This is a genomic window from Flavobacterium nitrogenifigens, assembly GCF_003254565.1.
Lineage (GTDB): Bacteria > Bacteroidota > Bacteroidia > Flavobacteriales > Flavobacteriaceae > Flavobacterium > Flavobacterium nitrogenifigens.
The window spans coordinates 1-13,518 of record NZ_QJRI01000179.1; the positions used below are offsets into that span (position 1 = coordinate 1).

The 13,518-nt window shown below is 29.9% G+C and carries 10 protein-coding genes; 2 read left to right on the forward strand and 8 right to left on the reverse strand.

Annotation, left to right across the window (positions count from 1 at the left end; genetic code table 11):
- Positions 1-461 precede the first annotated feature (461 nt).
- On the reverse strand, positions 462-881 hold the full coding sequence (ybeY, locus tag DM397_RS17175; RefSeq protein WP_111378719.1) for an rRNA maturation RNase YbeY: 420 nt from the start codon (positions 879-881) through the stop codon (positions 462-464).
- A complete protein-coding gene (locus DM397_RS17180; protein WP_111378720.1) occupies positions 878-4,255 on the reverse strand; it encodes a hypothetical protein in 3,378 nt (1,125 codons plus the stop codon). Before DM397_RS17180 ends, ybeY begins: the two co-directional genes overlap by 4 nt.
- 163 nt (positions 4,256-4,418) lie before the next feature.
- Here DM397_RS17180 and gltX point away from each other — a divergent pair, with 163 nt between their 5' ends.
- The gene (gltX, locus tag DM397_RS17185) at positions 4,419-5,924 is read left to right on the forward strand and encodes a glutamate--tRNA ligase (RefSeq protein WP_111378721.1); all 1,506 of its coding nucleotides are present in this window, start codon (positions 4,419-4,421) and stop codon (positions 5,922-5,924) included.
- A 31-nt stretch (positions 5,925-5,955) separates the two neighbouring features.
- On the opposite strand, the gene DM397_RS17190 is transcribed toward gltX, so the two are convergent.
- Complete coding sequence (locus DM397_RS17190; protein ID WP_142479080.1) at positions 5,956-7,425, reverse strand: hypothetical protein; 1,470 nt, start codon at positions 7,423-7,425, stop codon at positions 5,956-5,958.
- Between the two features lie 140 nt (positions 7,426-7,565).
- On the opposite strand from DM397_RS17190, the gene DM397_RS17195 reads away from it, so the two are divergent.
- On the forward strand, positions 7,566-8,549 hold the full coding sequence (locus DM397_RS17195; protein ID WP_111378723.1) for an SPFH domain-containing protein: 984 nt from the start codon (positions 7,566-7,568) through the stop codon (positions 8,547-8,549).
- A gap of 30 nt (positions 8,550-8,579) precedes the next feature.
- On the opposite strand, the gene DM397_RS17200 is transcribed toward DM397_RS17195, so the two are convergent.
- From DM397_RS17200 to DM397_RS17220, 5 genes are all read right to left on the reverse strand, one after another.
- The gene (locus DM397_RS17200) at positions 8,580-8,834 is read right to left on the reverse strand and encodes a DUF6327 family protein (protein ID WP_111378724.1); all 255 of its coding nucleotides are present in this window, start codon (positions 8,832-8,834) and stop codon (positions 8,580-8,582) included.
- A 2-nt stretch (positions 8,835-8,836) separates the two neighbouring features.
- The gene (locus tag DM397_RS17205) at positions 8,837-9,187 is read right to left on the reverse strand and encodes a competence protein (RefSeq protein WP_111378725.1); all 351 of its coding nucleotides are present in this window, start codon (positions 9,185-9,187) and stop codon (positions 8,837-8,839) included.
- A 75-nt stretch (positions 9,188-9,262) separates the two neighbouring features.
- Entirely contained in the window at positions 9,263-9,589 is a 327-nt protein-coding gene (locus DM397_RS17210) for a YtxH domain-containing protein (protein ID WP_111378726.1), read from the reverse strand.
- 93 nt (positions 9,590-9,682) lie between these two features.
- On the reverse strand, positions 9,683-10,162 hold the full coding sequence (locus DM397_RS17215) for a hypothetical protein (RefSeq protein ID WP_111378727.1): 480 nt from the start codon (positions 10,160-10,162) through the stop codon (positions 9,683-9,685).
- Between the two features lie 1,215 nt (positions 10,163-11,377).
- Entirely contained in the window at positions 11,378-13,495 is a 2,118-nt protein-coding gene (locus DM397_RS17220; RefSeq protein ID WP_111378728.1) for a glutamine--tRNA ligase/YqeY domain fusion protein, read from the reverse strand.
- Positions 13,496-13,518: the final 23 nt, after the last annotated feature.

Here is a 13,518-nt window from a genome sequence, read left to right on the forward strand (position 1 = left end):
AAACTTCCAAACTAAAACTTCCAAACTAGAACTTCCAAACTAGAACTTCCAAACTAGAACTTCCAAACTAGAACTTTCAAATAGAACTTTCAAATAGAACTTTCAAATAGAACTTTCAAATAGAACTTTCAAATAGAACTTTCAAATAGAACTTCCAAATAGAACTTTCGAATCAAAATGTTTCACGTGAAACATTTCTAAGCTTCTATTCCATACTTCTAAAGAACATCTTAAAATCATGTTTCACGTGAAACACCCTATTCTTTTATTTCAAACTCAAACTTAAAAAATCGTTCCACGTGGAACGATTTAATCTTTCATTCAAATCCTTTACATTAACGTTCCACGTGGAACGCTGTAAATTTTCTTTATCTCTTTAAATATGTTTCACGTGGAACGTTATAAAAATTTAAAAAACCGAAACGTTTCACGTGGAACATAAATATTAAAAAGATGTTTAATTACTGTTCCACGTGAAACATCTTCATTTTCTCGTCTTCCTTCTGTCTCATTAATTGAGCTTCTTCTTCTGACTTATCTTTGTATCCACAGTAATGTAGTATACCATGAGATAGCACTCTCTTAAGTTCTTCAGCAAATGAAACATTGAAGTCTTTTGCATTGTCTGCAACACGCTCTACAGAAACAAAAATATCTCCATTTAACTCGTTGCCAACTGTATAATCAAAACTGATAATATCAGTAAGCGTATCATGATCTAGATATTCAACATTGATTTTATGAAGATATTCATCGTCACAAAATATGTAATTTATCTCACCTTCATTCTTTCCTTCAGAAACAATTACAGCACTAAGCCAGTCACTAAAAGCCTGCTCGTCTCCTAAAGTAAAATCTGTTTCGTAATTAAAATTTATCATTTTGTATTAAAGTATTCTTGAACTTTTTGATTAAAATTCGAGCGCAAAGGTAGTGATTGTCTGTTTAATATCTCTACACTGTTTAAATATTCCAATAGCGAACTTGGCAAAGCATTGGAACGATTAGTAAATTCAGCCTTATTAGTTTCAGATTGTCTTTGCGTATCTTGACCTTGTTGCTGAACTGCATTATTTAATTTCCATAATTCTTGCTGAATATTTAATATACGTTGCAAGTTCTCATTCTTAAAACCCTTATTCAAAATCTGCTTTTCAGATTGTTTCATTTGGTCTATTATAGATTTACCTTGAGAGTCTAAACCTTTCTTTGCTAATTCTTTTTGAAGAGCTTCACGAAGTTTAACTTGCTCTTTGTAAATCTCCATTATAGCTTCTGCATCTCCTTCTCCATCTTCTCCTTCATCACCATTCTTCTCACCTTTTCCATTCTTTCCATCTTTACCAGAAGCGTCTTTACCACCACTTTTGTTTCCTTGACCTTCTTTACTTTGTCCATCTTTTCCCTGACCATTTTCTCCCTGTCCAGGTTTATCACCAGGTTTCTGTCCAGATTGCATTCCTTCTTTCATCTTATCAGCAAGACCTTTTTGCTTCTGAATAATATCTGGTAATTGCATACCTTGTCCATCTCCAGGTTTAGGTTTTCCAGCTCCGGGTTTAGGCATAGACATCTGCATGTTGTTCAATAAATCACTTAAGAAATCAGCTAACTTATTGGCAGATGAAACTGCATATTGCTGGTGTGAAACACCTCTAGGAATCTGAACATCGGTTAAGGTTTCTATAGCCTTATCCATATTGTATTGCACGTTTCCAATTTCTTTAGTAACGTCTTCTGCTACCTTTGGATTACGTAATGAAAGTGCAAACAAACTATCATCAACATGTCTGAACTGTTGTTTCAAATTTTGCTGAATCTTGATGCTTTTTGTAAATGTAGAAGAACCTAATTTCATTGCTTTAAACTGTTTCATCACATCTTCTTGTGACAAAGAATACGCTAAAAGATTATCCAGAATCTGACGAAGCATTGCTACATCTTCTTCTAATTGTTCTTGCTCCCCACCTTCCATTTCGCTCTGCATTTCTTGAGCCATAGACTTCATTTTCTTTGCTGCACTTTTCTGTTTTGGTTTAGCTCCAGAAGTATTCTTTTTACTCAATTCTTCAGAAGCTTTATTCAAATCATTATCTACATCTTTCTCTTTAGAAGCATCAGACGGAATATCCAAAGGTTTCTTCAAAGTCTTATTTTCCTCTTTCAAATCTTTTAAATCTTCCTGAATCTTATCAAAAGATTTATTGATTTCATCTTGCTTATCTTTCGTATTTTCTTTCTCTTTATTAGATAACTGTTCCTGTTGTTCTGACAGTTTGTTTAGTTTCTCTGCAACTTGTTCTGCTTTCTTTGAAACATAAAAACGCTTGGTTAACTCAACTAATTGCTCTAAATTACGAGATTGGTTTTTACTGATTTGTTTGAACTTTTCCATCTTATCAAACAGTTCTTCACTGTTTAATTTATCATTCAAGTTCTTCAACTCATCTAATAATTTCTGATTCTTTTCTAAATCTTTCTGCGCATTATCTAAACGCTTTTGTAAATCTTCAGCTGTTTTATCTTTCTTATCGTCTTTAAACTTATCTAGATTCTGATTCATTTTTTCAGAAAACTGTTTCATCATTTCGTCCTGTTGTTTCTGACGTTTGATAAAATCATTAATCTTCTGCTGATCTTTAAACTCTAAATTATCTTTTTCTTTTCCTGTATTCTGAAGCTTATCCATTTCTGAAATCTGCTTTGTTTGGTTCTTTAAAGATTTAGATAAACTATTGATATTATTATTTTGCTGTTGTAATTCTTGATCCTGAATTTCATCTGTTGTAGCTACGCGATCTGAAAATGTAGAAGACTTGGTAGACTTAAATCCGTGTGGTGCATCGTTATCAAAAACTTCAAAATAGTATTCGTATGAAACACCTTCTTCTACTGGAAGGTTACTTGGAAAATTAAAAACAAACTGATCAAATACTCCAGCCTTAACAGGAATGTTTCCACGTTTAGCAGATTGAGGTTTGTTACGTTCGTAGTATACAATTTGTAATTTCGAAAGTCCATAATCATCACCTAATCTTCCTAAAATATAGTTCTTATCTAGCTTCAAACTATCAGGCGCAGGACCAACATTGATAGTTGGAAACTGATCTTTGATTACAGAGAGCTGGTAATCTAGTTTTTCGTAGTTTTTAACCTTATCATTAGACGTAAGAATTTGATATTCTGTATTTTGACTAATATTTTTACTCAATTTAAAGTCATTTTCAACCTTATTGAACTTAAATACTTCATTATCTTTTTTCCATGCTACTTCTTGTGTAGATTTGGTATTCATTTTCCAAGTTACAGTCGTTCCTTCAGGTACAATTGCATTTCCAGTTCCTTGAATTGTCTCTGATTTTTTCTTTAGATAAGATGGAAAATTTAAAACCATTTCGAAGTTTGCAATAGATGGAACTGTGATAACCTTCAATTCGTATTCTTCTGAAACTACCGAATTTCCTTCAAAAGAAAATTGAATATTCGCTGCTGGTTTCTCTACTTTAAATTCAAACTTTCCAGGTTGAGAAGATTCCATAAAATAGCTTTCATTTCCAATATGAATCGTAACATTTTCTGGAACTACATTTCCAACAGATTCCATTTTGATAACGAAATCTTTATTCTGTTCAGCTTGTAAATTCGAATTCAAAACCACAAACTTAAATGGAGCTGGTGGTAAAAATGCAGAATTGAAATGCACTACTCTATTCAAACTTTGAGAAATTACATTACTATTTCCAGAAATATAAAAAACAGCAAAAAGCAAAATTGGAACTAAAGCTAATGGCAAATATTTTTTATTAGCTTTAAAATTGATGGCATTTCCAAAAGGAATTGGCTGCAGTGAATTTGCTTTTTGCTCAATTGAAGCTAAAACTAATTCTGAACTTTCGGAATTATTCTCAGAAGACAATTGTAAAAAGTTAGTAAGCTTATCACTCACTTCTGTAAAATGATTTCCAATAATTTTAGAAGCCTGACTATAATCAATTCCCTTTTGAAGTTTGAACAACTTGAACAAAGGAAAAAGAATTAAACGGACTAAAAGGAAAACTTCAACTCCGACGAATAACCAAAATAGAAAAGTTCTTCCTAATGGTTTTAACCAAAGAAAGTACTCTACAAAAAGCGTAAACAAAAAATATAATAAACCGAAACCGGTAAAAAGTAATATCCCTTTTATCAATTCGTTGGTATAATATTTCTTAATGAAAGCCTCTAACTTTTGATATATTGCAGATGATGTTTTCAAAATAAATCTGTTTTAATTATAACCTATAAAAGTAATAATTATTAATTAGATAATGATCAATTAGAAAATTAGTCAATTAAGCTTAACACGAGTAATTATCTAATTTTCTCATTACCTAATTTTCTAATTCAGAGTCGTATCTTTGCAACAAAATTTTAAACAAATGTCAAAGCAAGTTCGTGTGCGTTTTGCACCAAGTCCGACTGGACCGTTACATATTGGCGGAGTTCGTACTGCCCTATTTAATTATCTATTTGCAAAAAAACATAACGGTGTTTTTTATCTGAGAATTGAAGATACAGATCAGACTCGTTTTGTTCCAGGTGCAGAGGCTTACATTATGGAAGCTCTAGAATGGTTAGGAATTGCTCCTGAAGAAACGGTTGGAAAAAATGAAAAATTTGGTCCATACAGACAAAGCGAACGCAAAAATTTATACCAACAATATGCAGATCAGCTGATAAATTCTGGTTGGGCATATTATGCTTTTGATACTCCTGAAGCTTTGGATGCACATAGAAAACAACACGAAGCGGAAGGAAAAACATTTATTTACAATCACCACAATCGTGAAAAACTAGATACATCATTGGTAATTTCTGCAGAAGAAACTTCTAAAAGAATTGCAAATGGAGAACATTATGTAATTCGTTTTAAAACTCCGGTTGATGAAACTTTACATTTGAAAGATATTATTCGTGGAGATGTGAAGTTTGAAACTAATCTTTTGGACGATAAAGTTCTTTTCAAAAGTGACGGAATGCCAACTTACCATTTAGCTAATATTGTCGATGATCATTTGATGGAAACTTCACATGTAATACGTGGAGAAGAATGGTTGCCTTCTATGCCACTTCACGTTTTATTATACAAAGCATTTGGTTGGGAAGCTCCAGAATTTGCTCATTTACCTTTGATTCTAAAACCAATTGGAAATGGTAAATTATCAAAAAGAGACGGAGACAAAATGGGATTCCCAGTATTTCCATTAGAATGGAAAACTGAAGAAGGTGTTTCATCTGGTTATAGAGAAAAAGGATTTTTCCCAGAAGCGGTTGTAAACTTCCTTGCTTTATTGGGATGGAATGATGGAACAGACAAAGAATTATTTTCTTTAGAAGAATTAGCTCAATCTTTTGACTTAAACCGAGTTCACAAAGCTGGAGCAAAATTTGATCCTGAGAAAAACAAATGGTTCAATCACCAATATTTAGTAAAACAAAATGATGCTGATTTAGCAAAAACCTTCTCTCCTATTTTAGAAGAAAAAGGCATTGATGTTTCTAAATATGATCTAACTAGAATTGTTTCGTTGATTAAAGAAAGAGCAAACTTTGTTTCTGAATTTTGGGATCTGACAGATTTCTTTTTCCAAGCTCCAACATCATACGATGAAAAAGCAAGTAAAAACTGGAAAGAAGAAACTCCAACATTAATGCAGGAATTGATTTCTGTTTTAGAAAATATTGAAGATTTTACTTCTGCAAATATTGAAGCAATCATAAAAGATTGGTTAACCAAAAACGAAATAGGCATGGGTAAAGTAATGCAACCTTTCCGTCTAAGTTTGGTTGGAGCACTTAAAGGTCCTCACCTATTTGACATTGTTGAAATCATAGGAAAAGAAGAAACTATTTCTAGAATTCAAAAGGCAATTGAAACTTTATAAAAACAAAAAGCTCCCAAATTGGGAGCTTTTTTTATTCTTTAAAAAAAAGAACTTTGTAATAATTTTTGTTATCTGTCTCTAATAACCATATTCCTTCATTTGAGAAAATAGTTTGAAAATAAATAGCTTTCTCCTCACTCGATACAGATTTAATATAATCAAGAAATTTATTATCAAGATTCATCGCAATAAAACATGAACTAGAAAAAGTTTTCCTTTTCAACGATTTATCTTTTTTTTCTTCTGTTACATATGTATTATTAATAAAAGAAATATATCTCGTATACCCTGCATCATAATCATAACTTACATTATCAGATTTTAAAAAAGAACCTGTAACCTTATCAACAATATGATAATTTTTATCAAAACACAGCAATAAGTTATTATTATATTCAAGCAAACTTACATTAAAATATGAATAATCATCTAATTTATAACCGCAGTCAATTTTATTAATCGATTCCCATATTTTAACTCCATTTTTATCAAACTTAAAAACATAATTACCACAAGGACTAGATTCATTACTTAAAGAAAAGGCTCCATAAATATAAATATCGCCATTTGAACTATCCTCATAGTAATTATTAATTGATAAAACATCTAAGTAAGTTCTTATTGGAGTATGATTAATACCAGAACCAATCGTCTTTAAACCTCCACCTAAATTATTAGAAAGACTAAAAATTCCTTCTTTCAAATCTAATTTAAAAGATACTTCACTTAATTTTTTTCCAGAAAAGTCATAAGTCGCTTTATATAAAATGGTCTGATTTCTCTCTTTTGATAAAGATTTAGTTATCAAATCAAAAGTATCATTTCCTTTTATTCTACAATTAAATGATGTTTTTCCTTTAAAATCAGTATACGAATCACCCATCAATAAAGCGAGATTAGGTTTTTCAATCTTTGCTCTGTTACTGCTATTACTTTCAACGTTATATACTTCTAGATAAATGTCATCTTCTTCAAAATTTATCTTCGCGCTGCCTTTTTCGTTGGTAAATCCCAAATCATAAACATTGTTATAGGATCTGTAACTATAGTAATAAGCAGGATTATCATTTACCACATTAAAAATACGCGTATCTTCATCTGTAATACCAAAGTACGAATTGTTTGTATTATTCAAATGTGATAATTTTACTCTGAAGCTATTATTTTTATTATTAACATACTTTAAACTTCCACGTCCTTCAGATGAAATATCTTTTGCTTTGAAAGCATTTCCATCAGGAGAAAAAACAGGATCAATAATTTTTTCTTTCTCAAAAAGAGTTTCTTTACTTCCATTACTTGTATAGCTATAAGCATTGTATATCTCATTACGATTCTGCGGTAACTGTTTTCCCGTGAAAATGACCATCTTTTTTGAAACTGGAAGATATACAAAATCAACAGGTTCATTTTTCTTCTCATATTTTTCATTCACAATTACAGTTTGTGCTGACAAATAAGCACTAGAAATCATCGCAATACCTAATAGTATTCTCTTCATAAATTATATTTTTGGTTAAGTTAAAGCCAAATTTAAAATAAAATTTAACAAATAAAATCACCTAAATAAAATATTATTAAAGTACATATCTTTATATAATTCGTATTTTTAGAAAATTATACAACATAAATTATATAACCATGAGTACAGCATTCATTATCTTTTTAGTATTGGCATTCTTCATTTTTATGTCGTCGTTCTTTACTGTGAAACAACAATCTTCCGTAATTATCGAACGATTTGGAAAATTCCAAAGTGTAAGAAATTCAGGATTGCAACTTAAAATTCCGATGGTAGATAGATTGGCCGGAAGAGTGAATCTCAAAATTCAGCAATTAGATGTTATCATCGAAACTAAAACTAGAGACAACGTTTTCATTAAAATGAAAGTTTCAGTTCAGTTCAAAGTGATTCAAGATAAAGTGTATGAAGCATTTTACAAATTAGAATATCCGCATGATCAGATTACTTCTTATGTATTTGACGTAGTTCGTGCTGAAGTTCCTAAACTAAAATTGGATGACGTTTTTGAAAGAAAAGATGATATTGCAGTTGCAGTAAAACGTGAATTGAACGAAGCAATGTCAACTTACGGATATGATATCATCAATACTTTGGTTACCGATATTGATCCAGACATTCAGGTAAAAAATGCAATGAACAGAATCAATGCTGCTGATAGAGAAAAAACTGCTGCTGAATTTGAAGCTGAAAGTTCAAGAATTAGAATTGTTGCAAAAGCAAAAGCTGAAGCAGAAAGCAAACGCTTACAAGGTCAAGGTATTGCAGACCAACGTCGTGAAATTGCAAGAGGTCTTGTAGAAAGTGTTGAAGTTTTGAACCAAGTTGGAATCAATTCGCAAGAAGCTTCTGCTCTAATTGTAGTTACTCAGCATTATGATACTTTACAATCTATTGGATCTGATACAAACTCAAACTTAATTCTTCTTCCAAATTCTCCACAAGCTGGAAGTGATATGTTGAATAACATGGTTGCTTCTTTTACAGCTTCAAACCAAGTTGGCGAAATGATGAAAAAGGGAAATAAGAAAATTGAAAAACCAAAACCAACTCACAGACAATCTGGTTATGAAGATGATGTTCAACCAGATGTTCAACAGTAATTTACAGTAATTCTAAAATAAAAAAGAGGCTTAATCGCCTCTTTTTCTATTTATAAACCAACCAATTACATACGGTAAAATGGTCTGGATAATTTTTACATAAGAATTTGAAAAGTAATCAGTGTAAGATGAAATGAAACCATTTACAATATTTTGCGGTGTGATACTTTCCTTTGTTTTCTGAAAACTCAAAACCAATTTCTGATAATTGATTTCTTTTTCCAATTTCAAAATTTCTAGATCTCTTTCAATCTCAGCATACGAAGAGTATTTTTTTCTTTCCATAATTAATCATTAAAAAAGATTTCTGAAAATTTCTCCAAGATTGGTCCTTCAACAAATTTGTCTTTTATAAAGAAAAGCAAAATAGTTACTACCAAATAGATACCTCCTACCATCAAAAATCCGAGAGCGTTACTTTCAAACAAAGAACCAAAAGCATACGCTGCGGCAAAAGATCCAAAAATCATTACCATACTGAAACATAATAAAATCAAAGTAAACTTAAAGATTAAAGTTGTTGATTTCATTGCAACCTTAAAACCCCAAAGTTTGTAATAAGCTAAATGACTTTCAATGTATTCTTTAGCTTGATCCTGAACTTTTTCAGTGTTTTCTTTTAATTCTTCAAAAGCCATATTTAAAATTTTAGATAAAAAAAAAGCACAAAACTTTCTTATAAAAATAAGCAAGTAATGTGCTTTATAAAAATATTATTTCTGAAGTTTAGCGTTTTGTGCTTTTAACTCAGCCAATTTAGTTTCTAAAAAAGTAATTACCTCTTCTGTTTTATGGCTGACATTAGAAAGTAACTCATTCAAAGTTCCGTCAAGATTATGAGTAGCACTCGTAAATTTTTCACGAAGAACTTCAGAGCTAGCATCAAAAGAATCTTTCAGATTATGTTTTGCATCATCGATACCTTCTTTAATTTTTGCTCTTGTTTTTGATCCTTTATCTGGAGCAAATAAAATTCCGATTGCCGCCCCTGCAGCCGCTGCAGCCAAAATTGCTGCTGCTGTATTTAAATTCTTAGACATGATAGTTACAATTTAAAATTATTAATAAAGATACTCTTTTTTAAAATGATAAAACTTTGATTAATTGTAATTTACAAAAAATTAACAATCTAATTAATACACATAAGCAACAGCTTCGTACTTACCATCTGCTTTTTCAACAATGCTAACAAAAGGATAACCATTTGAAGCCGATTTAGATTTAATTCTCATAGCAGTTTGGTTCTGATTTGCAATTGGCGGTTCACCTTTTGTCCTTGTTGAGACTCCTGTAAAACTAGCTGCCTGTTTCAGTCCTATTGTTTTGTCTTGCGGAAGAACAGTTACCATTTTGTAATCGTCTTTTGAATCAACTATTATTTTATCAGAAACTTTTTGAGTTTGTTTTGTTTCTTTATTTGTAATAGATGACACTGCATACTTACTGATTTTGATTTCTTCAGAACTTCCGTTTAAAGAATAATAAACAAAACCATTTTCGTTTTTAATAAAATTTACATCAAGCTGTTCTCCGTTGTGTTTTGTAATTTGATGTGTTTGTGAAATTGCTACGTTTGCAAATAATAATGCTACTGCGAAATATAAAATTTTCATGATAAATTAGATTTAAATTAAAAATTGTCAGACCTGAAATTTAAAAACTAAACTTTCACTCAAATTCAACATTATGGTATTTTGTACATTATGACACCATTTGAAAAAATATCTTTTACGGGAAATATTATCAAATCTACATCATAATAAAAATGAGAACATAAAATTGTCTTCTTAGGAAATCAGTTTTGAAAATCTATTATTATAAAAATTACGAGTTTCTAAAAACAATAAATTTCAACTTAGATTCTTTTCGGCAAATTTTAATTTTTTACAAAAATCATCTCTGACTTTTGGTATTGAGTTAAAAATAGCAGTTTTATAAACAATTGTGTGTTAACAACCCGTTAAACTGACTAAAATAACAGTAAAAACTAAAATAAAGACCGTAAATAAACAATAATTCAAAAAACGAGTTATCTATCAATTCAACTTAAAAAACGTCTTAAAATCAATTTATGAAGGTTAAAATTAATCTATAAAAACTATTATTTTTATATTTTTAATCATTTTTATAAATAATAATTAAAAACTTAAATTTTAAAATATTAATCATTAAAATTTATAAATACAAAATTGAAGTTAAAGACTTAAAAAATAATAAAAATCTATAATTTTAAATATTACAGTAAATTTTATAAATAATAAATACAAACTTAATTTTAAAATATAATAATAACCAAAACTTATAATAATAAAAATTGAAGTCAAAAATTAAAAAATAAGAAAAAACTTTAATTTTAGTTTTTTAGAAGAAAATTGGAACTAAAAAAAGCAAAAAATTAAAATAAAGAATTTTAAGGAACGAAAAACAAAAAAAGGTCTTCTCTACTCGACTATTTTTTATATTAGCTTAAAGATAATTTATGAATGTCAATTTTAATCTATAAAATAAATTAAAATTACAAAAATAATAGATTTTATAAATAATAAATACACTTAATTAAAAATAAAAACTAAATCAATTAAAACTATATTTAAAAACCTAATAGGAAAAATTGGGAATAATAAAAGGCTAAAATTAAAATAAAGCTTTTAAATGGACGAAAACTAAAAAAATGAATTCCTTATCCAACATATTTTTATTTTCTATTAAAATCAATTTATGAAAGTCACTTTTAATTTATAAAAATTATCAAATTTTTAAAATCAATAGTTAATATATATAATAAAAAAAAGCGCTTATAAAAGCGCTTTTCATAAATTAAGTTGATATTACTTCTTCACCATTTCAGAAAGAATTTCAATTTCTCTTTCAGAAGCATTTTTTGGTGGATTTGAATATAATTTCAAAATTTCGTCTGAAAATTGATTTCTCAAATCTTCACTTTCAATATCTCTTAAATTCAAAAGTGCTTTTGATCTTACATAAGTCGATTCACTTTTTAGAGACATTGAATATAATTTCTTAATATCTTCTTCTTCAAAATCTGTTGATTTCCAATTTGAATATTTCAAAATAAACTGAGAAAACAACAGCGAAGCCTTATTATTGTTGATATTCTTCTTTAAAGAATTCTGCAAAAGCGAAAAAGTAGAGATGTTTTTAATGTTCTCTCCTATCGCACTTTCAATTGCAATTCTTTCAGCTTTAGTCTCAACTTTAAAATATTTGTTGATATCTTTCAAAGAATTATTGATGCTGTTTTCTTCTTTTTTACCTTTTTCTTCCCAAGCATCTTTCAATCCAACAGTTTTGTTAAACACTAATTTTGAAGGAGTTGAGTCTTTATCAACAGTAAAATATCCTAAACGTTGAAACTGAAATTTATCTTCATTTTGAGCTGTTGATAAACTTGGTTCAACATATCCAGTTACAATTTCTAACGAATTTGGATTCACAAAATCTAAGAAGTTTTTCTCTTTATAACTGTCAGGAGCTTCATCTGTAAACAAACGATCGTACAAACGAACTTCAGCTTCCAATGCATGTTTGATAGAAACCCAATGTAAGGTTCCAGATACTTTTCTTTGGCTTGCTTCAGTGCCGCTTCCGCTTAAAGAATCGGTATCATACGTTACATGAATTTCTGTAATATTCCCTTCAGCATCTTTTATAACTGACTCTCCTTTAATGATATATGCATTTTTAAGACGCACTTCTTTTCCTAAAGTCAAACGGAAATATTTAGCTGGAGCTTCTTCTAAAAAGTCTTCTCTTTCAATGTATAATTCACGAGAAAAAGGTACTTTTCTGAAACCTGCATTTTCATCTTCTTGATTGTTTTCAGCTTCCAACCACTCCTCTTTTCCTTCTGGATAATTGGTAATTACCAATTTTACAGGATCTAAAACAGCCATTACACGAGGTGCAATTTTGTTCAAATCTTCACGAATACAAAATTCTAAAACCGATACATTGATCAAATTATCACGTTTTGCAATACCAATTGTGTTAGCAAAATTACGTAATGAAGCAGCTGTATAACCGCGTCTTCTTAATCCAGAAATGGTTGACATTCTAGGATCGTCCCAACCGTTAACATGCTTTTCTTTAACTAGTTGCTGTAATTTTCTTTTACTAACAACAGTATGTGATAAGTTACGTCTAGCAAATTCTCTTTGTTTTGGACGCAGTTTATTTTCATCTAAAATTTGATCTAAAAACCAATCGTATAATTCACGGTGAGGCAAGAATTCTAATGTACAAAATGAGTGTGAAATTTGCTCTAAATAATCACTTTGTCCGTGTGCCCAATCGTACATTGGATAGATTTTCCAAGCATCTCCAGTTCTATGGTGATGTTTGTGTAAAATTCTGTACATGATAGGATCACGCATTAACATGTTTGTTGATTTCATGTCAATTTTTGCACGAAGAATATGTGTACCAGCCTCAAATTCACCGTTTTTCATTCTCTCGAATAAATCTAAGTTTTCTTCAACAGAACGATTTCTGTACGGACTATCAGTTCCTGGAGTTGTTGGAGTTCCTTTCTGAATTGCCATTTCTTCAGAAGTCTGACTGTCAACATAAGCTTTATCTTTCTTAATTAAGAAAACTGCCCAATCGTATAATTGCTGGAAATAATCTGATGCATAACATTCTTCAGCCCAAGTATATCCTAACCATTCCACATCTTTTTTAATAGCATCAACAAATTCCTGTTCTTCTTTTTCAGGATTTGTATCATCAAAACGTAAATTCACAGGAGATTGATAATCAATTCCTAAACCAAAATTTAACGCAATAGAACTCGCGTGCCCAATGTGTAAATAACCATTAGGTTCTGGTGGAAAACGAAAGCGAAGTTTAGTATTTGAAAGACCTGATTTTACGTCTTCTTCTATGATTTGTTCAATAAAATTGAGTGATTTCTCTTCTGATGCCATTATTTTATAGTAATTTTAGCAAA

Coding starts and splice junctions, on each gene's coding strand:
- ybeY (WP_111378719.1), bottom strand. CDS start 881: ATGATAAATTTTAATTACGAAACAGATTTTACTTTAGGAGACGAGCAG.
- gltX (WP_111378721.1), top strand. CDS start 4,419: ATGTCAAAGCAAGTTCGTGTGCGTTTTGCACCAAGTCCGACTGGACCG.
- DM397_RS17190 (WP_142479080.1), bottom strand. CDS start 7,425: ATGAAGAGAATACTATTAGGTATTGCGATGATTTCTAGTGCTTATTTG.
- DM397_RS17195 (WP_111378723.1), top strand. CDS start 7,566: ATGAGTACAGCATTCATTATCTTTTTAGTATTGGCATTCTTCATTTTT.
- DM397_RS17200 (WP_111378724.1), bottom strand. CDS start 8,834: ATGGAAAGAAAAAAATACTCTTCGTATGCTGAGATTGAAAGAGATCTA.
- DM397_RS17205 (WP_111378725.1), bottom strand. CDS start 9,187: ATGGCTTTTGAAGAATTAAAAGAAAACACTGAAAAAGTTCAGGATCAA.
- DM397_RS17210 (WP_111378726.1), bottom strand. CDS start 9,589: ATGTCTAAGAATTTAAATACAGCAGCAGCAATTTTGGCTGCAGCGGCT.
- DM397_RS17215 (WP_111378727.1), bottom strand. CDS start 10,162: ATGAAAATTTTATATTTCGCAGTAGCATTATTATTTGCAAACGTAGCA.
- DM397_RS17220 (WP_111378728.1), bottom strand. CDS start 13,495: ATGGCATCAGAAGAGAAATCACTCAATTTTATTGAACAAATCATAGAA.